Annotated in this window: 21 protein-coding genes; 16 read left to right on the top strand and 5 right to left on the bottom strand. The window is 34.8% G+C overall.

What is annotated here, in order from left to right; all coding sequences use genetic code 11:
- Window positions 1-537 precede the first annotated feature (537 nt).
- From BUE84_RS11665 to BUE84_RS11675, 3 genes are all read left to right on the top strand, one after another.
- On the top strand, window positions 538-933 hold the full coding sequence (locus BUE84_RS11665; protein WP_079241784.1) for a VOC family protein: 396 nt from the start codon (window positions 538-540) through the stop codon (window positions 931-933).
- A 197-nt stretch (window positions 934-1130) separates the two neighbouring features.
- Window positions 1131-2000, top strand: a complete 870-nt coding sequence (locus BUE84_RS11670) for a DMT family transporter (RefSeq protein WP_079241785.1) — start codon at window positions 1131-1133, stop codon at window positions 1998-2000.
- 94 nt (window positions 2001-2094) lie between these two features.
- Window positions 2095-2970: a YDG/SRA domain-containing protein gene (locus tag BUE84_RS11675; protein ID WP_202971515.1), complete on the top strand. Its 876-nt coding sequence runs from the start codon at window positions 2095-2097 to the stop codon at window positions 2968-2970.
- A gap of 98 nt (window positions 2971-3068) precedes the next feature.
- Here BUE84_RS11675 and BUE84_RS11680 read toward each other — a convergent pair whose 3' ends face one another.
- Window positions 3069-3851, bottom strand: coding sequence for a YdcF family protein (locus tag BUE84_RS11680; protein ID WP_079241786.1), 783 nt, complete (start codon window positions 3849-3851; stop codon window positions 3069-3071).
- A 651-nt stretch (window positions 3852-4502) separates the two neighbouring features.
- On the opposite strand from BUE84_RS11680, the gene BUE84_RS11685 reads away from it, so the two are divergent.
- Window positions 4503-5264: an O-methyltransferase gene (locus BUE84_RS11685; protein WP_079241787.1), complete on the top strand. Its 762-nt coding sequence runs from the start codon at window positions 4503-4505 to the stop codon at window positions 5262-5264.
- 98 nt (window positions 5265-5362) lie between these two features.
- Here BUE84_RS11685 and BUE84_RS11690 read toward each other — a convergent pair whose 3' ends face one another.
- Entirely contained in the window at window positions 5363-5602 is a 240-nt protein-coding gene (locus BUE84_RS11690; protein ID WP_034697863.1) for a SymE family type I addiction module toxin, read from the bottom strand.
- A gap of 150 nt (window positions 5603-5752) precedes the next feature.
- Here BUE84_RS11690 and BUE84_RS11695 point away from each other — a divergent pair, with 150 nt between their 5' ends.
- The 8 genes from BUE84_RS11695 (at window position 5753) to BUE84_RS11730 (ending at window position 12860) form a co-directional block, all read left to right on the top strand.
- Window positions 5753-6157 (top strand): helix-turn-helix transcriptional regulator, encoded by a 405-nt coding sequence (locus tag BUE84_RS11695; protein ID WP_079241789.1) that lies wholly within the window; start codon window positions 5753-5755, stop codon window positions 6155-6157.
- A 28-nt stretch (window positions 6158-6185) separates the two neighbouring features.
- Window positions 6186-7433, top strand: a complete 1248-nt coding sequence (locus BUE84_RS11700) for a hypothetical protein (RefSeq protein ID WP_079241790.1) — start codon at window positions 6186-6188, stop codon at window positions 7431-7433.
- Between the two features lie 284 nt (window positions 7434-7717).
- A complete protein-coding gene (locus BUE84_RS11705) occupies window positions 7718-9832 on the top strand; it encodes a carboxy terminal-processing peptidase (protein ID WP_079241791.1) in 2115 nt (704 codons plus the stop codon).
- Window positions 9833-9982: 150 nt separating this feature from the next.
- The gene (locus tag BUE84_RS11710) at window positions 9983-10309 is read left to right on the top strand and encodes an ArsR/SmtB family transcription factor (RefSeq protein ID WP_079241792.1); all 327 of its coding nucleotides are present in this window, start codon (window positions 9983-9985) and stop codon (window positions 10307-10309) included.
- Window positions 10310-10495: 186 nt separating this feature from the next.
- Window positions 10496-10960, top strand: coding sequence for an SRPBCC domain-containing protein (locus tag BUE84_RS11715; protein WP_079241793.1), 465 nt, complete (start codon window positions 10496-10498; stop codon window positions 10958-10960).
- Between the two features lie 217 nt (window positions 10961-11177).
- Entirely contained in the window at window positions 11178-11756 is a 579-nt protein-coding gene (locus BUE84_RS11720) for a YdeI/OmpD-associated family protein (RefSeq protein WP_079241794.1), read from the top strand.
- A gap of 17 nt (window positions 11757-11773) precedes the next feature.
- Window positions 11774-12172 carry a DoxX family protein gene (locus BUE84_RS11725; RefSeq protein ID WP_079241795.1) on the top strand — a complete coding sequence of 133 codons (399 nt, stop codon included), beginning with the start codon at window positions 11774-11776 and terminating at the stop codon, window positions 12170-12172.
- A 133-nt stretch (window positions 12173-12305) separates the two neighbouring features.
- A complete protein-coding gene (locus tag BUE84_RS11730) occupies window positions 12306-12860 on the top strand; it encodes a DUF4256 domain-containing protein (protein WP_079241796.1) in 555 nt (184 codons plus the stop codon).
- A gap of 10 nt (window positions 12861-12870) precedes the next feature.
- Here BUE84_RS11730 and BUE84_RS11735 read toward each other — a convergent pair whose 3' ends face one another.
- Window positions 12871-13833 carry a hypothetical protein gene (locus BUE84_RS11735; protein WP_079243927.1) on the bottom strand — a complete coding sequence of 321 codons (963 nt, stop codon included), beginning with the start codon at window positions 13831-13833 and terminating at the stop codon, window positions 12871-12873.
- Between the two features lie 464 nt (window positions 13834-14297).
- Here BUE84_RS11735 and BUE84_RS11740 point away from each other — a divergent pair, with 464 nt between their 5' ends.
- Entirely contained in the window at window positions 14298-14801 is a 504-nt protein-coding gene (locus BUE84_RS11740; RefSeq protein ID WP_079241797.1) for a hypothetical protein, read from the top strand.
- A 73-nt stretch (window positions 14802-14874) separates the two neighbouring features.
- Here the strand turns inward: BUE84_RS11740 and BUE84_RS11745 are convergent, their stop codons facing one another.
- Window positions 14875-15903: a threonine aldolase family protein gene (locus tag BUE84_RS11745; RefSeq protein WP_079241798.1), complete on the bottom strand. Its 1029-nt coding sequence runs from the start codon at window positions 15901-15903 to the stop codon at window positions 14875-14877.
- Between the two features lie 85 nt (window positions 15904-15988).
- Here BUE84_RS11745 and BUE84_RS11750 point away from each other — a divergent pair, with 85 nt between their 5' ends.
- From BUE84_RS11750 to blaIND, 3 genes are all read left to right on the top strand, one after another.
- Window positions 15989-16642: a metal-dependent transcriptional regulator gene (locus BUE84_RS11750; RefSeq protein ID WP_034697829.1), complete on the top strand. Its 654-nt coding sequence runs from the start codon at window positions 15989-15991 to the stop codon at window positions 16640-16642.
- 151 nt (window positions 16643-16793) lie between these two features.
- Window positions 16794-16967 (top strand): Lrp/AsnC ligand binding domain-containing protein, encoded by a 174-nt coding sequence (locus BUE84_RS24815; RefSeq protein ID WP_238594411.1) that lies wholly within the window; start codon window positions 16794-16796, stop codon window positions 16965-16967.
- 164 nt (window positions 16968-17131) lie between these two features.
- Window positions 17132-17860 (top strand): IND family subclass B1 metallo-beta-lactamase, encoded by a 729-nt coding sequence (blaIND, locus tag BUE84_RS11760; protein WP_079241800.1) that lies wholly within the window; start codon window positions 17132-17134, stop codon window positions 17858-17860.
- Between the two features lie 47 nt (window positions 17861-17907).
- Here blaIND and BUE84_RS11765 read toward each other — a convergent pair whose 3' ends face one another.
- Window positions 17908-19077: an aminotransferase class V-fold PLP-dependent enzyme gene (locus BUE84_RS11765; RefSeq protein ID WP_167595389.1), complete on the bottom strand. Its 1170-nt coding sequence runs from the start codon at window positions 19075-19077 to the stop codon at window positions 17908-17910.
- Window positions 19078-19159 lie beyond the last annotated feature (82 nt).

The raw sequence follows: 19159 nt of genomic DNA on the forward strand, positions 1-19159 counted from the left end.
TTTCCTGAAAATACATTTCATGAAATCCATCTCTTTGCCTTGTACGATTTTTTTTACTTCATATTCCTCTACAAGTCCATCCAGTTCTTCATAATCCTCTGAGTTTTTTTTAAATGGCGTGAAAATCCAATCTTAAAAAAAATATTGACCGCACGGCAATTCATCGTCACAAAAATAATGTTCCAGTATGTTATTATAAAAACTTTTCTGATTCGCTGCATATAAATCTTTATACTCTTCATAATACTGTCTATACCATAGACATCCCAATCTTTGTCATAGAGATGATGACTAAAGCTGAGACTCTTCCAGTTTTCAACAAAACTTTGATCAGCCCGCAAACCCTCTGTATTTCATCCTAACTGCTTAATCTTAATCTGCAATACTCTTATTCATGTATTATAATTTCATTATATTATGTTAAATTTAAACCATTCAAAGTCTCTTATTAATCTTAAAAATACAAAATCTTGCCACATGGCAGGTTTTATTCTGTAAAAACAGAATACCTTTATCCTAACCAAAAAATAAAATAGTATGAAACCTAAAATGATCTGGGCCAATCTGGCCGTAACCGACCTTGAACGCACGCAGAAGTTCTATACTGAGCTGGGATTCAAACCCAATAATCCTCACAGTTCCAATGAGCTGGTAAGTTTTTTTATGGCTGGAAATGAATTGATTGTTCACTTTTTCTTAAAAAATGTCATAGAAAACAACCTGAAAAGCATGAAATTTGGAGATCCGCAAAGCTCCAACGAAATTATATTCACCCTTTCTGCAGAAAGTAAAAATCAGGTGGATGAATGGGCTGAAGAAGTAAAAAATGCTGGTGGAACCATTGTTTCAGAGCCTGAGAGCTTTGGAGAAAACTACTATGGTTTTGTATTTGCAGATCCGGATGGACACAAATTCAATGTATTTTTTATGTAGACTTTCAACATATTTTTCCCTATATTTGACATTCAACAGATCAATATGAACCGCTCGAACTGTCTGCCTCCTCCGGCACCTTAATATTTTCAATCTAATTTGAAGCGTACTCATGTCGTTAACTTATTAACGACCTAGTTTTTCGTGCTTCACATTCTAACAAAAATATTAATTCCAATTTTACAGTTCATTCTCTAATGAAAAAATCATATTTATTATTACATCTGGCCGTAATTCTGGCCGGATTTACAGGTGTATTCGGGAAATTGATCACTCTTAACGAAGGTTTGCTGGTCTGGTACAGACTCCTCTTCTCCTCTATTATTTTGTTCTTTATTGTAAAGCTCTTGAAAATTCCAACGGATATTCCTTTCCGGGAAAAAATTCAGATTTCAAAAGCCGGCTTACTGCTTACGCTCCATTGGCTTCTTTTTTATGCCAGTATAAAATATGCCAATATATCCATTGGTGTGGTATGCTACTGCCTGACAAGTTTTTTCACAGCCGTATTCAAACCTGTTCTTGATAAAGAGAAATTCAAGCTTTCAGAATTACTTCTCAGTACGTTAACTATTGCAGGAATCAGTTTAATATTTCATTTTGATACTTCCTATCAGTTTGGGATTATATTAGGTGTCTTTTCATCGGCATTCGGGGCTTTGTATACGATTTATAATAAACGTCTTGTAAGTCATTTTGATACCAAAATCATCAACTATTATCAGATGATTGCCGGCACTTTATGCTGGGGAGCGTTTTTGCCCGTATATCTCCTCTATTTTCAGTCAGATAGCATAGTTACTGACTTAAAAAACACGGCTTATTTGGGCATTTTATCGCTTTTTTGTACTGTTGGCTTATATGTGATGTTTGCAGAGGTTTTGAAGAAAATTCCGGCATTTACCGTCAACTTAACCTACAATCTGGAACCTGTGTATGCTATCATTATGGCATTCTTATTTTTCGGAGAAAGCAAAGAAGTAAATCTTTCGTTTTATATAGGATTGGTGTTTATTATTGCTTCCGTGGTTTTGCAGACGGTAATTTCTATTAATAAAAAACATTAAAACGTCAAAATATAAATAAAAACATTCTAAAATAGTTTATTTTCGGTTATTTTTTTACATAAAATTATAAATTTGTACTTAAATAAAAATAACCGTGAGTAAACCTATCATATTTGGTGAGATAGAAGGTATTGAAGAAGGATATCATTTTAAGAATAGAAGAGAAATGATGTCTACAAGTTTTCATAGAAATTGGGCAGCAGGAATTGATGGAAACTCAAACGAAGGCACTGCTGCTATTGTTCTTTCTGGTGGATATGAAGATGATTTAGATTTTGGAGAAGAAATTGTCTATACAGGAGTAGGCGGCAATGATAGTAATACTGGAAAGCAAATAAAAGATCAAGTCTGGGAAAAAGGAAATGCAGGACTAAGAATAAGTATGGACCAAGGATTACCCGTAAGAGTTATTCGAGGAGCATCTCATAAGTCTGAGCACTCACCTAAAGAAGGATATTTATATGCGGGGTTATATAGCGTTGTAGATGCATGGGAAGAAATTGGTAAAAGTGGCTTCAAAATTTGTAGATTTCGTCTAGAATATTCAGGTAATAATCAATCTAAAAAAACAGTACAGCAAATTGAATTAGACTATTCTGAAAGAGCCAAAAGAATTATAGAGAGTACTGTTCTAAGAATTGTACGAGATACAAAAGTCGCATGGCAGATAAAAAAATTATATGATTTTAAATGTCAAGTTTGCCAGATTTCTATTCCTACCAAATTAGGCCATTATGCGGAAGGTGCCCATATTAAACCATTGGGCAAACCTCATAATGGAGATGATAATCCTGATAATCTTATTTGCCTTTGTCCTAATCATCATATTATGTTTGACAAAGGAGTATTTTCGATTAATGATAACTTACAATTAATTGGATGTTTATCAGGTCACTTAATAATTCACAATCATCATAAATTGAATCTCTCAAATCTAAAATATCACCGTCAAACCCACGGTTTGGAATAAAAAAATGGGCCACTCAATAATTTTATTGAGTGGCCTTAATATTTAATTTTTTATAGATGTCTTATTAAACACCATTCTTTATAAGCAAAAACATATAACTATCCATTCAATCCCAGGCTATTATACAGCTGCACCTGCCATATTCCCAACACTTCTTTGAGCATCACAAAAGTAAATGCCGCATTATAGCTGTTAGGAAATACAGTAGTTTCAGTATCTATAAAATCTGAGGCTTGTGGAACTGGGTTTAATCCAAATGTCTGAAACAAAGCCATAGACCTTTTCATATGAAACCCGGAAGTAACCAGGTATACATCAGAAGGAGCCATCTGTTGTAAGATCTTGCTGGAATATTTTGCATTTTCATACGTATTCATGCTTTTATCTTCTTTTATGATATCAGCATCTGATACGCCCATTCTTTTAAAATTTTCACTGAATAATTCTGCTTCACTTTTGTGCCCTCTTCCTTTTCCGGAAATCAGGATTTTACAAGTCAGATTATTGGCCTTGTATTCATGATACAGCTGATAAGCCATTACCATTCTGGAATAAGACATGGTATGCAGCTTTTCTGTATATTCAAAATCTACAACTCCACCACCCAATACAACAATAACAGGATTTTGAGGAGCTCTATTTTTACTCACAACCGTACTCACGTAATTTTTCTGCAGATATCTGGAAATCAGTTTTCCCAGAAAGCCATTTCCTATAAACAGGACCATTAAAACAGCAAAAAAGCCAACTCCTATCCTCAGATTTTTGCTTTTGTTTTTTCTTTTGAGGAGAGCAATGATAACTACTGCAAGAAATACTAAAAAATAAGGTTCTGTAAAAAGCTGAACAACACGGAATAAAAGGTCTAATAAAAATTTCATTTTCGAATACTATTGATTAATGCCAGAAAGCATAGAAACCCCAAAGATAGGGCAATTTCCTGAGTATAGCTTTCCGCAGCCATAAACCCTTGAAAATTATCCTGATAATTTGGTCTCATTTTTCTTTCTGTTTATACAATTATTTTATACATTTGCAAACAACACACTTTTTAGTGTGTTAATGAAAAACAAAATACCTACCCCCAGTGAAAAAGCAGAATAGTATTGCCGTTTTTATGACCGTACTCCATATATTTTTGGACAGACATTTTTGTAAAGAGAAAAGCAAAAACTCTTCCTCCAATATAAAGAAATGATTTCTCCCTTAAACAGATGAGAATCAAAGAATACTATCTTTTGCGAATCAAAGAGATCCCGCAAGTTATTCTATAAACATCTGCCTAATCATCCAAATCTGCGAGCGACTCTCATAGCACGTTCACTTACCCATCATTAGTTTTTTTTAAACAAAGCAAATCAATGCTTTAAAACTTAATATTTATATCAAAATAAGATATTTCACTGATCTATTACCGGACTCTATTTATTAAAAAATCTTAAACAGATTTACTCTCAAAATTAATATTGCATCAATGTAATATGGTTTTTAATAGGATACATTTGTCTTGTAACTTTAATACAATCAATGAAATGTCAACAGTTCTCAAAACATTTGTAGCTTATCTTAAAAGACCTGCTCTTTATCCTGAACTGGGCAGAAAAATCATTAAAAATACGGTAAGCAGAAGAAGTCCGTTCAAAGGAAAAGCAAAAACAAATTCCTGGGCTGCCTCCATAGCAGTTTCCCAAAAAGAAGCAGTTTCCAGACTTTTCGCTATGAATACAGATCCTTTCAGATCTACCTATGCTGACATCCTGGAAAAAGCCAGCTCAAAAGAAAAAGAATGCCCTATTACAATGGGTGGACCTGGTGCTCTGGAGCTCATTTATTACGCCTGCGAATTTACCAAAGCACAAAATGTTCTGGAAACAGGTGTGGCTTATGGATGGTCTTCTCTGGCCATATTACTTTCGCTTCAAAAAAGAAATGGTACACTCTATAGCTCAGACATGCCTTATCTTGCTCAGGATGGTGATCAGTATGTAGGATATGTTGTTCCGGAAAATCTTACAAAATATTGGCAGTTATTCCGTTTTGCAGATAGGGAATCATTACCTAAAATTTTTAAAAAGGTTTCCTCTTTTGATGTTTTCCACTATGATTCTGACAAAAGTTACCACGGAAGAATGTGGGCTTACCAGCAGATTTATAAAAAACTGAAGTCTGGGGCAGTCTTTATTAGTGATGATATTGGCGACAATTCTGCTTATCAGGATTTTTGTATCAAAAAAAACATAGAAACGACTGTAGTAGAATACAATGGAAAATATATCGGTGTTTTTATAAAATAAACAATCTAAAAATCTTCCGCAGATCAAGCAGATATCGCAGATAATAACTAATAAAAATCTGCTCAATCTCCTAAATCTGCAAGAAACTATCAAAAAAATCATACTGATCCTTCATAATCCACTTCCCTTTCCAAAATAATCTGGTTTCTGCTCACCGTAACCAGTATTTTATCTCCTGCCTTAAAACCACATTGCTGTACCCACTTCCCTGCTATTCTTATTTCGGGGAAGTAGACTATTTTGCCATACGCTCTTGAAAATGATTTGAGGAAAACCGTAAGGTAACGATTGTTCAGTTCATTATATTTGCTGCTGTTCATTCTTCTTTTTCTTTTCATAGGTGTTATTTTTCTACAAATGAAGGGATAATAGGAAGGATAAACCATCTGAGGAAAGGATATTTTATTCTGAAACAGGGATATTTTAGAATAGTATTTATTTTAAAACAGCGCTTTATTTTTTTGATCTAAAGCTTTATATTTGTTATTATGAGTTACACAGATATGCAAAATAAAAAAATACACCAAGGTAGAAATATAAAGCGTTTCCGCGAAATGCTGGGCATCAAACAGGAAGCATTGGCTTTTGAACTGGGCGACGACTGGAACCAGAAGAAAATCTCCCTTTTAGAACAAAAAGAAACCGTAGAATCTGATATTCTGGCGCAGGTAGCACAAATATTGAAAGTTCCCGCGGAAGCGATTGAGAATTTTGATGAGGAGCAGGCGGTGAATATTATTTCTAATACGTTCAATGATCAATCGAATGGTTATAACTATTATCCTAATTTCAATTTCAATCCTCTTGATAAAATGGTGGAGCTTTATGAGCGTATGCTTCAGCAGCAGAAAGAGATGATTGAGAAGTTGGAAACTTTGATTGAGAAGAAATAATTTATAAGAAATCTAATCTGAAAAAACTATGATCCTAGAAAATTTCAAAAATCATTCTGTTTTTGAGAAGCTCGACCAACTTCAAAATGCACTTAATAATGAGAATGCAGAGACGTCAATAGGAATTGAAAACTTTACATTTTTTAAAACGGTTCATCAATATATCATTGATAAATTACGAATAACTATACCAATTCTTATTACAGACGCAGAACTTTTAAGTATAGCTACTGAAATTGAGGCTGGGACATCTCAAATCAATACATTTTATGGAAATAAAAATACAGGACATATATCAAATGCTATAAATAATTTCCAATCAGCTTTAAGCAGAGTTCGTAATCTTCCTTTTGCAGTTTCTAAGAATGACTTTAATTTTTCTAAAGCAATTTCAAGTTTTCAAAGCACCATTGAAAGCGCTTACCAAAAGCTACAAGATAATAATAAAAAAATACAGGCAGAATTACTTAAAACACAGCAAGATTTATCAAATAAAAATACAAAATTACAAGACTTTGAAAGACAACTCGTAGCAAAAGAAGCTGAGATCCAGAATGTAATGGCAACTTACAACAATGAATTTGAGACAATAAAAGTTAATAATAGTAACATTTTCGAGGCTGAGCAGAAAAGATTCAATGAAGAAATTTCATTAGACAGAAAATCGTTCAAAGAACAATTAAATACTGATATAGAGACTAATAGTAAAATATTTGAAAATCAGAAAACTGAACTTAAAGAAGCATCTGATCTAATAATTAATAATTTAAATACAAAATTAGAAGAAGCAAAAAAAATTGTCAATATTGTAGGGAATGTAGGGGTAACAGGAAATTATCAGAAAATTGCCAATCAGAATAATAAAAGTGCAAATTTTTTCCGATGGATAGCACTAGGATTTATGATTTTAATGTCTGTATTATTAATTAAGTCAATTCTAGATTTAAGCAATGGAGAATTTAATTTGTATAAATCATTAGTAAGAATATTAGCTGCTGCTGTACTTACTTATCCAGCTGTATATGCAGCAAAAGAGTCCAATAAACATCGCAATCTAGAAACGAAGAATCGAAATTTAGAATTAGAATTGGCATCTATAGGTCCGTTTATTGAACTTTTACCAGATGATAAAAAACAACAAATTAAAGAAGAACTAGTAGCTAAGTATTTTGGAAACAATGTTTCTTATACTGATGATAAAAATGATAATGAAGACATTTCAATTAATGCTCTGGAAAAAATAGTGAAAGCCATTCTTCCATTTATAAAGAAATAAGAAATACAGTAATTGATTTAATATAAAAAGAATAATTTAGCTAATAAGAACAGTTTTGCTCGTATCATTTATTTTAATATGGATGGCTGTTATTAAACCTTAAACTTATCTTAAAATCCTCCTCCCCAACTCCTTATTATCAATATTTTTCATACATTCACATGATTTTATAAAAGCACATTGAAAACTCTTGTTTATTGCTGTTTTCAATTATTACATTGAAAAAAGATCAATTAATGACAACAAAATAAAGATAGTTTTCAATTAAAAGCACAATCAGAGATATGTTGAAAAATTTTAGAACCGTTCGTTTATTACTTCTTCTCCCGCTTACATTTTTCGTGTTCGGTTTCCGTCCTCCTCTCAATGAAGAAGAAAAGATGCAGATCATCATGGTCAATACAAAGAATATTTTGTCTTATCTGCATTACAGCCCCAAACCTATTAATGATGCGTATTCAAAAGAAGTGTATAAGCAGTATTTTGAATCAATAGATCCTACAAAAACCTATTTTCTGCAATCTGACATGGATGAGTTTCGTAAATATGAAACCAAACTGGACGATTATCTGAACACCGGAGATCTGACTTTTTATAAACTGACGGTCGATAAATTGTATCAAAGGATTGATGAAATTGATAAAATGACGAAGGATATCTTCAGCAAGCCCATCAATCTCCAAGAGGATGAAATATTAACATTGGAACCCAAACTAAAAAATGCACCTGCCAACAAGCAGCAGCAATATAATGAGTGGAGGAAATATGTGAAATACAATATTCTCCAGGAAATAGAATCCCTGAACAGGAAAAGCGAAGAAAAAAAGAAGGATGATTCTACCAATAAAGATAACAACAGCAAGCCCGAAGTACTGAGCCAGGATGAAAAGGTAAAAAAAGCGACAGAAAATGTGAAAGATCTTCTGGAAGAAAAATTTATCAGATTCAGGAAAAGACAAAAAATGGATTGGTTTACCGTCTATATGAATGCTTATACTCATATTTTTGATCCGCATACCAATTATTATTCGCCGCAGGGAAAGAAAGATTTTGATATGGACTTCAAAGGAAAGATCATCGGGATAGGTGCAGTCATACAGGAGAAGAAAGGAAACCTCTATATTGGCACATTATCCATTGGAGCTCCGGCATGGAAAACCAAACAGCTGACGGAAGGTGATAAAATCTTAAAAATAAAATCTACCCCCGATACTGATCCTGTCAATGTTGTGGATATGCTTTCCAGTGAAGCCATCAAATTAATCAGAGGTGAAAAAGGAACTCCGATCACTTTAACCGTACAGAAAAAAGACGGAACGATTCAGGATGTGACCATTATCCGTGAAGAAATATCGATTGAAGATACTTTTGCTAAAAGTATTATCATCAATACATCCGATAAAAAATACGGACTTATTAATTTACCTAAGTTCAATGCTGATTTTGAAGATAAAGACGGCAGAAATGCTTCTGATGATATTAAAAAAGAAATCATCAAACTTAAAGAACAAAATATCCAGGGAATTGTTCTCGATCTGAGAGGTAATTCCGGAGGTTCTTTAACGGAAGTTGGTGATATTATGGGACTTTTCATGGATGCAGGCCCGTATGTGCAGGTGAAGGATGGAAATGGAAAGATTACCACGTTAAAAAATAAAAATGAAGCGCCCATTTGGAACGGTCCGCTTGTGATTCTGCAAAATGAATTATCCGCTTCTGCAGCAGAAATTTTAGCCGGCGTAATGCAGGATTACGGAAGAGCGGTTATCATGGGCTCTCCTGTATCGTATGGAAAAGGAACCGTACAGGTATTTGTAGATTTGAACAGGTTTTTAAATACTGAAGAAGATTTCGGTTCGGTAAAACTAACGATTCAGAAATATTATAGAATTACCGGAGAGTCTACCCAGAGAAAAGGCGTAAGCTCGGATATCCAGATGAAAGATGTTTTTTCTTATGCAGACATCGGAGAAAAATATGATGACTATGCATTAGCGTGGGATAAAATACCGGGAACGAGCTTCAACAAACAAAACGTCTTCAATATTCAGGCTTTGCAGAAAGTAAGCGCAGAGCGAATTGCTAAAAATGATAATTATAAACTGTTACTTGAGTACGCCCAATGGAAAGAAAATCTGGGTAAGGAAAAAACTGTGCCTTTGAGTATTCAAAAATATAGTGACCTGATGAAGCAGAGAAAAACTCAGGATGATAAATTCAAAGTGTTAAAAACATTAGAAAGCGGCCTTACATTCACTATGTATCCAAAGGATATCGAAAGAGAAAAAAATGACGCAGCATTCAAAAACAAATCGGAGGTATGGATTAAAAATCTGCAAAAAGACCTCTATTTACAGGAAGCCATAAATATCGTTGAAGATCTGGAAGTAAGATCTTAAGCATACTTCCCTATTCTCCTATAAAAATTCAAAGCTCAACAATGTATTACCTTATATTGTTGAGCTTTTTTCATTATAATCAAAAATTTATTGCAAAATATTTGCGTAGCTGAATAACTACACATATATTTATAGTCAAATAACTACACGATGAATTTAAGAAGAGATGTATTTCAGGCGATAGCAGATCCTACAAGACGATCTATATTGATATTGGTAGCAACACAGTCGATGACAGCAGGAGCGATTGCCTCCAATTTTGATACGGCAAGACCCACTGTTTCAAAACATCTCCAGATCCTTACAGAATGTGAACTGCTACGATCTGAACAAAACGGCAGAGAAATTATCTATCACCTAAATCCCAATAAAATGAAAGAAATAGCCGATTTTATAGAACCTTTCCGCAAGATGTGGGATGAAAAGTTCAACAAACTGGAGGATGTTATGAAAGCGTATCAGAATAGAGAAGCGTGATGCCAGGTGCGAGATACGTGTTTCGGGGTGCAAAGTTCCAAGATAAATTGGATAAATGAATTGCAATTTAAAAATCTACAATACCTCGAACCTCGCAAACACAAAACCCCGAAACACGTATCAAACTCTCCCACTCTAACACTCTCAAACCCTCAAACCCTCAAACTTAAACACCAAACTCAAAATATGGAACTTAAAACAAAAATCCAGGCAGAAGACGGCCAGCAGGAAATCTTCATCATCAGAGAATTTGATCTTCCTGTAGAACTTCTTTTTAAAGCGTATACAGAAGCTGAACTGTTCGAACAATGGATGGGAACGAAAGTAACCCACTTCGAAAACAAACAACATGGAAGTTACCGCTTCGAAACCTCAAATCCTCAGGGAGATGTAGTTTTCAGTGCCAATGGAACTATTCATGATATTGTTCAGAATGAAAAAATTATAAGAACTTTCCAGATGGAAAATACTCCTTTTCCGGCTCAGATCGAGTTTTTAACATTTGAAAAATTAACGGATACCACCAGCAAGATTACCATCCAAACCATTTATAAATCTGTAGACTTCAGAGATCAGCATCTGAAAATGCCATTCGCACAAGGTATTAATATGGCGCATAATCGTTTGCAGGAATTGTTAGGTGGAAGGTAGCAGATTATAGATAAAAGATAATAGACGAAGAGATGATAGACGATACGAGTTTCGAGGTGCGAGGTTTATATACTACCCTGAATAACTTGCATCCCGAAACCCGAAACTCTCCCAATCAATACTCTCAAACACTCTAACCTGAATAACCCGAATCTCACATCCCGAAACCCCAAACTCTCTCACTCTAATACTCCCAAACCCTCAAACAAACCACACAATGAATCCAAAAGTTAATTTTTTCTTCGAAAATGCCGGACAGTGGCAGGAAGAATTTGAAAAGTTAAGAGCTATTGCCCTTCGTACTGAGCTTGTAGAAGATCTAAAATGGGGCTGTCCCTGCTATACCTATGAAGGGAAAAATATTTTCCTTATCCACGGTTTTAAAGAATACTGTGCACTTCTCTTCTTTAAGGGAGCTTTGATGAAAGATCCTGACAATATCCTGATTCAGCAGTCTAAAAATGTACAGGCTGCAAGGCAGATTCGTTTTACTGAGGTAGCGCAAATTAATGATTTGGAGGAAATTCTTCGGGCTTATATGTTTCAAGCTGTTGAAATAGAAGAATCAGGTGCAAAAGTGGAAATGAAGAAAACAAAAGAGTTTGAAATGGCTGAAGAGTTTCAAGAGAAGCTGGATCAAAATCCTGCATTACAGGAGGCTTTTAAAGCATTAACTCCCGGAAGACAAAGAGCCTATCTACTCCACTTTTCTTCTGCAAAACAATCAAAAACCCGTGAAGCGCGCATTGAAAAATGCATTCCACAAATCATGGACGGAATAGGATTAAACGACTAATTATATAAAAAACAATCATGAACACACCACAACCATCACAAAAAAGAACAAAAATCATCTATTGGATATTCACCCTTTGGATGGCTTTGGGAATGGTTTCAACAGCCATTGTCCAACTAATGAAAAACAAAGATGAACTGGCCAATTTTACCAATCTCGGCTACCCTTCTTATCTGATGACCATCATCGGAGTCTGGAAAATTCTGGGCGTTATTGCCATCTTAATTCCTAAGCGTCTGCTTTTAAAAGAATGGGCTTATGCAGGATTTTTCTTTGTCATGTCAGGAGCTGTAATCTCTCATCTTATCGTGGGTGATACAGTTGGCAGAACTTTTCCGGCCGTATTATTATTGGTGTTGGTTCTTATTTCATGGTATTTCAGACCTGCAGACAGAAAAATCACTATTATTGATTAATAGTTTTAAAGAATAACAGTCAGAAATTTTATCGAAGATAAAATCTTTGCGTCTTAAGAAATATTCTCACTAAGAAAGTTGCGCCTTTGCGATTTCAAACAGCACAACACAATAAATTATAAAAAAATTTGACATGAAAAATAAACTAACCCAGGAACAAATCAACGAACTTTTAAAAACATTAAAAACCCGTTTCGAAAAAAATATGTCCCGTCATAAAGACATGAAATGGGAAAAAATCCAGCAAAAACTGGAATCCCACCCCGAAAAAATCCGGTCTTTACACGAAATGGAAGCCACAGAAGGTGAACCCGACGTGGTAGATTACAATAAAAAAACGGATGAATATTCCTTTGTGGACTGCTCTCCGGAAAGCCCAAAACGCAGAAGTTTATGCTATGATTATCATGCCTGGGATGCCAGAAAAGCCAACAAACCGGAAAGCAATGTCATTGATACCGCTTCCGAAATGGGTATTGAACTTTTGACAGAAGAACAATACCGCCATCTTCAGGAATTAGGAAAGTTTGATCAAAAAACTTCAAGCTGGATCAAGACACCCTCTCCAATACGAGAGCTTGGAGGCGCTCTTTTCTGTGACAGACGATACAACACTGTATTCACCTATCACAATGGTGCAGATTCTTATTATGCAGCAAGAGGCTTTAGAGGATTATTAAAAATATAAGGGAGAATTGTTAATTGGGATCTCTCAACCAGGGAGATTCCACACTCCAGAAAATAATGTTAACGCCAAGATAGTTTTCGGCATATTCTGTAAATTCTTCTTTGGTAAAAGGTTTGTTCGTTTTCGGGTTTTTGTAAGTCAGCGTCGGCTCCTGAACGGCCATGGCTACCAAAGAAAGCTTTCCTTTATATTGATTAAAAAAAGGATAAGAATTTTTCATTTGTGCTTTTTTATCCGGAACAATATCGGGTCCACCCAATCCGATATTATTTTTATAAGCAAACTCGAACAGCCTGGACATATACTGGTGATCATTTCCCCATTCACACGGAAAGAAATTGACATATTGCAATACGTAAGAATGATGGAAAGCAGTTCTTGCAAATTGTAAATTTTCCAATTCGGCCTGAAAATAACGGTCGCAGCTAAAACCTGTTTTATCCTTTTTCATATCAATATCGATCACTGTTTCCGGAAGATTAATCCCCTGAATTTTTCCGTCAAATCGCTTTGCCAGCTCTCCTATCAGTTTCTGAAATCTCATTCGGACTGCTGGATTCCATTGCTGGGTAGCCCAGCCGTTTCCAACAGGTTTATTTTCACCCGGATTATCATACTGAGGAACCAGTCCTCCTGTATATTCTTTATCTTTCAACACATAGTCAGGGATATATTTTGCCTGTGGTTCAAAAAACCTGTCCTGAAGCTGGATAAATAGTTTTTTATTGAGGCTTGTCAGATAATTCAGATCTTTCTCAATAACAGAAAAATCATACACATCTTTTGAAGTTTCCAAAGCCTTCCAGTTGTAAACAATCTGTACTCCGCCAATATCTTTGCGGGTAATCATCTTTTCAATTCCATGCAGATCTCCCGAGGACGTATAAATATAATTCTGAGGAGCCTGTCCTTGTACAAAGTATAAACCCAACATACATAATCCCAAGCCTAGTACTTTAGCGATCTTTTTCATTAAATCAATTTTAAAAAGTAGATCATTTTTCGTGCCTAAAAACATTAGACATTTTAAAGAGCATTAAAATAGTATTTCATTATGAGCAATATTTTTAAACATTGTTGTCCAATTAGATTAAAGTATAATTAACAGATCGCTCCTCTGGAGCTATAATTTTAAAGCGAATACGTACTATTAACAGTTAGCTCCTATTGGAACTGAATTTGATCCCATCGGAATCTACTGTTAATAGAAAAAATGAAGTCTCCGTAATAATAAAGCTCCGGAGGAGCGACCTGTTAATTCATGCCGTAAGTATTGATAATTTCAATGTATTTTTCAATTAATATTTTCCTTAAAATTCATTTTCTGAAATATTAATTTTCATCATAAAATCATTATCTCTTCATATCCTATTTTTAATATACAAATACTATTATTATTTTAGCAGAATAGAAATTTGATTTTTAACAATTAAGGATATGAAAAAATTAATCTTATTGGGCGCTGTATCAGCTTTTTTAATCAATTGTAATAAGAAAACTGAAGCACCGGCTCCCAAAGTGGAAGCAGATACCATTGCTGTGGAAGAACCTGTAATAGATACTCTTGGGCCAAAATCGTTCTGTTATATCGGGGCTACAGGAAAAGACAGTGTTTTTGCTTCTATTGATGACAATTTAGGAACAATCACCGGAAAATTATCTTATAAAAACAGTGAAAAAGACAGCTCAAAAGGAGATGTAACGGGTTTCAAATCCGGAGATACCCTGAAACTAACTTATGAATTCAGCTCTGAAGGAAAAAAGAGTAAAAGAGATATCTACTTCCTTCAAAAGGATAATGTTTTGACGGAAGGTATTGGTGATCATAAAGAAGAAGACGGACAGTCTAAATATGCTGATGAGAAAAAGATAAGCTATAAAGACGGACAGAAGCTAAGCCCTGCAGATTGTAAGGCCGTAAGTGAAGCTTTGAAAAAATAATCTGTTATAAAATAAAAAAAGGCTGTCTCAAAAGTTCTCTATGGCACTTTCGAGACAGCCTTTTCATTTTATATTAATTCTGTTCAATAATTTCAATAAAACGGTTTACAGCTTCATCTCCTGTGCTCCATGAAGTAATAAGACGAATGGCTGAAAAATTTTCATCTACTTTTTTCCAGACATAGAATTCAAAATTCTCTGATAATACCTCAATAAGATCATTATTTAAAATAGGAAAAATCTGGTTGGTATAGGTATCTGAAAGAAAAGCTGTTCCTTTTTCCTGCAAAGCCTTTTTAATTTTCATCGCCTGCTGATTGGCATGTCTTGCCAGATCAAAATACAGATTGTCTTTCATGAGTTCCATAAACTGAATTCCCAACAGTCTACCTTTTGCCAGTAACGCTCCTTTTTGTTTGATATTAAAAGCAAAATCTTCCTGCAGCACAGGATTATTTATTACAATTGCCTCTCCTATCAAAGCTCCGTTTTTAGTTCCTCCAAGATAGAAAATATCAGTAAGAGCAGCTACTTTTTCAAGGGTCAGATCACTGATCTCTGCTGTCAGTCCATGCCCCAGCCTTGCTCCATCCATAAACAGGTATAATTTATTTTCCTTACAAAATGCGGAGAGTTCTTCCAGTTCTTTTGCCTGGTAGATTGTTCCCAACTCTGTAGAATTCGAGATATATACCAGTTTAGGCATCACCTGATGCGGAACATTACTGTGGCCCTCTAAAATTGGAACAATATCTGAAGGTTTTATTTTTCCATCTGCTGTTTCAATACCCAATATTTTATGGCCTGTAGCTTCAATAGCTCCTGTTTCATTATTCAGTATATGCCCGGGAGCAGCAGAAATAACACACTGATAAGGTTTTAGAATGGCAGAAATAACAATTAAGTTCGCCTGCGTTCCACCAGAAACTAAAAAAACTTCCGAATCCGGATTGTTGATTTTTTCTTTAATTAATGCTTTCGCTTTTAATGAATACTCATCTTCTCCATAGCCAGCCTGCTGTACAAGATTATACTGTGAAAGTGCCTGTAAAATATTAGGATGGCAGCCTTCAGAATAATCGTTTTTGAATGAAAATTTCATAGAGTAAAAGTAAAAAAAGTTAAAATAACAAGAGTCAACTTTTCATTTTATTTTGTTAGATTTGTACTGAAAATCATCTAACATTTTGAAAACAACCCTAACAGAAGAGAATTACCTGAAAGCTTTGTTTCATTTAGTTGACAATGAAGGAAAGGTTACGATTAATGAGCTCAGCAAATTTTTAAATGTAAAAATGCCGAGTGTCAATAACATGATGAAGAAATTTGCGGAAAAAAAATGGGTCATTTATGAAACCTACAAACCCTTAATCGTGACAGAAAGCGGGAGACGTGAAGCTGCCCTGGTTGTTCGTAAACACCGGCTTACCGAAATGTTCCTGGTTAAGAAAATGAATTTCGGCTGGGAAAACGTTCATGAGATTGCAGAACAGCTTGAGCATGTGCATTCTCAAATCTTTTTTGATAAAATGGACGAAATTCTGGATCATCCTAAATTCGATCCTCATGGAGAACCTATTCCTGATAAAGACGGTAATATTATCGCCCAGGATCTGCAAAAATTAAGCAGTTGTGAACCGGGAGAAAATGTAACTTTCGCCTCTGTTACCCTTTCCGATGATGCTTTCCTGACGTATCTGAACGACAGAAAATTACTTCTCAATACAAAAGTAAAAATTGTAAAAATAGAAAGTTTTGATAAATCAATGACGATAGAAATTGAGGGCAAAACAGAAATTTTAAGCAAAAAGGCGACTGAGAAAATACTGGTTAAGAAATAAGTCATTAAAACTGAGAAAATAAACCTCACACGTTTTTATAACCTGTGAGGTTTGTTATTTTACAAAAAGCATCATAAACAACTTAATTGACCAGATAGATCAAGCACAGACATTATTCACCTCTGCTCCTGAAGTTCAGCAATGTTACTACGTGACGGGAGAGTCAGATTTTGTATTGATTATTGTTGTTTCTTCTATGAAAGACTATGAACAGCTTACCCGCAGAATATTTTATGGTAATGATAATATCAAACATTTCAGAACGTTAGTTTCTATGAATACAGTAAAATCAGGACTTGAAATTCCTATTCATATGTTGTTGTAACATTATAAATGTGAAGAAGTAATTTTACCTGAAATCGTTAAAAAACGGTTAAACTCCCTTTTTACATTATCCGGAAAATTATTTTTAGTTAGGTTTGCAAAACAATCTACCGACTTTGTCTTTTCTGACAAATACAAACATTTTAATTATTACTTTAAAAAATTATGAAAAAAAGCATTCCGTTTTTTATTATTTCGATGTTGCTAAGCCCATTGGCAAATGCCCAAACCACTCAGATAAGAGACTTTGTAATTGAACCACAGATTCAACCCAATTTTTATATTTATAAAACTTTCGGGGTATTCGGAGGTAAAGAATATTCTACCAATGCCGTTTATCTGGTGACCAAAAAAGGGGTTGTTTTGTTTGATGTTCCCTGGCAGAAAACACAGTATCAAAGTCTTTTGGATACAATTCAAAAACGTCATCATCTTCCTGTGATAGCTGTATTTGCAACGCATTCACATGAAGACAGAGCCGGAGATTTAAGCTTTTATAATAAGAAAGGGATCAAAACCTACGCTACAGCGAAAACCAACGAGCTTTTGAAGAAAGATGGAAAAGCAACTTCTACAGAACTTATTAAAACAGGAAAACCTTACCATATTGGTGGAGAAGAATTTATAGTAGACTTTCTTGGTGAAGGACATACTGCTGATAATGTAGTGGTTTGGTTTCCAAAATATAAAATACTTGATGGAGGATGTCTTGTCAAGAGCAAAGCAGCCGTTGATCTTGGCTACACGGGAGAAGCCAACGTTGCACAATGGCCGCAAACCATGACAAAACTTAAAAACAAATATTCACAAGCTACCCTGATTATTCCTGGACACGATGAATGGAAAGGAGGCGGACACGTAGAACATACGCTTGATCTTCTGAACAAAAAATAAAATCGGAGCGCCCTGACGAATGCCAGGGCGCTTCAAATTTTAAACCATCATATATTTTCTAAAAGTTGTGATACTTTTTCAATTTCTTCCATCGTATTGAAATAATGGGGAGATAGCCGGATCGCGTGGTCTACATTTTTATAGGAAAAATCAATTAAAGCATCCTCTCTGTGGTTTTCCTTAAAAAACACCTTATGATCACTCAAAGCCTTATGGATTTTTTCTACCTTTCCATCTGCCTGGCAAAAAGTAACAATACTGCTTAACCTGTTTCCTTTATCCAACACTCTGAAATCATTATTCTGCAGATTGATTCTTAATGTATCTGCCAACTTCCGGTTGTAGCTCTCAATCTGATCCATTCCAATGACATTGGCATAGCGCAAAGCTTCTGCAAATCCCACCAAAGCAGCATAAGGTCTTTCAAAAAGCTCAAATCTTTTGGCTGTGTCATAAAGCTGAAAATCATTAAATGCGGTCCATTGAGCACCAAAACTATCTAAAAACAATGGATACATTTTCTGGTTTAATACTTTATCTGAAACGTATAAAAATCCAGTTCCTCTTGGTCCTCGCATAAATTTCCTTCCGGTTGCCGTCAGAAAATCACAATGGATTTTTTCTACATCCACCACAATCTGTCCTACTGACTGACAAGCATCCACAAGATACAGAACATCATATTGTTTACACAACTTCCCCACTCCTTCTACATTCTGAATTAAACCGGAATTAGTTGGAATATGAGTAACAGCAATTAATTTAGGATTATGTTTTTTAATTAATCTTTCGAAATCTTCAAGATCCAATTCATGGTCAGGAAGATTGGCGACCCTGATGATTTCAATTTGATACCTTTTCTGCAAAGAAATAAAAGCAATCTGATTGGAAATATAATCATCATTGGTGGTAATGATAGAGTCTCCTTCTTTAAAATCAATACTGGACAAAGCTTTTGCATATCCATCTGTAGAACTGCCTGCAAATGCAATATTGGAAGGCTTTGTATTAATCAATTTTGCCGTCTCTTCGTAAAACTGATTGATGAGACCTGGGTTTTGCACCGCTGCCGCATAGCCTCCCAATTCCTGTTCCTGATATAAAAACTTAATGGTAGCCTCCACAACGGTTTTAGGCATTAATGATGCGCCTGCACTGTTTAAAAATATTTTATCCGAACATCCCGGAGTATCTTTTCTTATAAACTCTGAATTCATTTTATCAATCCTTACAACAAATTTACTTTTAATTTTTTCAAAATAAGCCTATAAAAAATCCCGAATTTTCATCCGGGACTCT

Origin of the sequence: Chryseobacterium indologenes (genome assembly GCF_002025665.1) — a bacterium.
GTDB classification, from domain to species: Bacteria; Bacteroidota; Bacteroidia; order Flavobacteriales; family Weeksellaceae; genus Chryseobacterium; species Chryseobacterium metallicongregator.

Coding starts and splice junctions, on each gene's coding strand:
- BUE84_RS11730 (WP_079241796.1), top strand. CDS start 12,306: ATGAAAAATAAACTAACCCAGGAACAAATCAACGAACTTTTAAAAACA.
- BUE84_RS11715 (WP_079241793.1), top strand. CDS start 10,496: ATGGAACTTAAAACAAAAATCCAGGCAGAAGACGGCCAGCAGGAAATC.
- BUE84_RS11665 (WP_079241784.1), top strand. CDS start 538: ATGAAACCTAAAATGATCTGGGCCAATCTGGCCGTAACCGACCTTGAA.
- BUE84_RS11680 (WP_079241786.1), bottom strand. CDS start 3,851: ATGAAATTTTTATTAGACCTTTTATTCCGTGTTGTTCAGCTTTTTACA.
- BUE84_RS11765 (WP_167595389.1), bottom strand. CDS start 19,077: ATGAATTCAGAGTTTATAAGAAAAGATACTCCGGGATGTTCGGATAAA.
- blaIND (WP_079241800.1), top strand. CDS start 17,132: ATGAAAAAAAGCATTCCGTTTTTTATTATTTCGATGTTGCTAAGCCCA.
- BUE84_RS11740 (WP_079241797.1), top strand. CDS start 14,298: ATGAAAAAATTAATCTTATTGGGCGCTGTATCAGCTTTTTTAATCAAT.
- BUE84_RS11710 (WP_079241792.1), top strand. CDS start 9,983: ATGAATTTAAGAAGAGATGTATTTCAGGCGATAGCAGATCCTACAAGA.
- BUE84_RS11695 (WP_079241789.1), top strand. CDS start 5,753: ATGAGTTACACAGATATGCAAAATAAAAAAATACACCAAGGTAGAAAT.
- BUE84_RS11690 (WP_034697863.1), bottom strand. CDS start 5,602: ATGAAAAGAAAAAGAAGAATGAACAGCAGCAAATATAATGAACTGAAC.
- BUE84_RS11685 (WP_079241787.1), top strand. CDS start 4,503: ATGTCAACAGTTCTCAAAACATTTGTAGCTTATCTTAAAAGACCTGCT.
- BUE84_RS11725 (WP_079241795.1), top strand. CDS start 11,774: ATGAACACACCACAACCATCACAAAAAAGAACAAAAATCATCTATTGG.
- BUE84_RS11670 (WP_079241785.1), top strand. CDS start 1,131: ATGAAAAAATCATATTTATTATTACATCTGGCCGTAATTCTGGCCGGA.
- BUE84_RS11720 (WP_079241794.1), top strand. CDS start 11,178: ATGAATCCAAAAGTTAATTTTTTCTTCGAAAATGCCGGACAGTGGCAG.
- BUE84_RS11700 (WP_079241790.1), top strand. CDS start 6,186: ATGATCCTAGAAAATTTCAAAAATCATTCTGTTTTTGAGAAGCTCGAC.
- BUE84_RS11745 (WP_079241798.1), bottom strand. CDS start 15,903: ATGAAATTTTCATTCAAAAACGATTATTCTGAAGGCTGCCATCCTAAT.
- BUE84_RS11705 (WP_079241791.1), top strand. CDS start 7,718: ATGTTGAAAAATTTTAGAACCGTTCGTTTATTACTTCTTCTCCCGCTT.
- BUE84_RS11735 (WP_079243927.1), bottom strand. CDS start 13,833: ATGAAAAAGATCGCTAAAGTACTAGGCTTGGGATTATGTATGTTGGGT.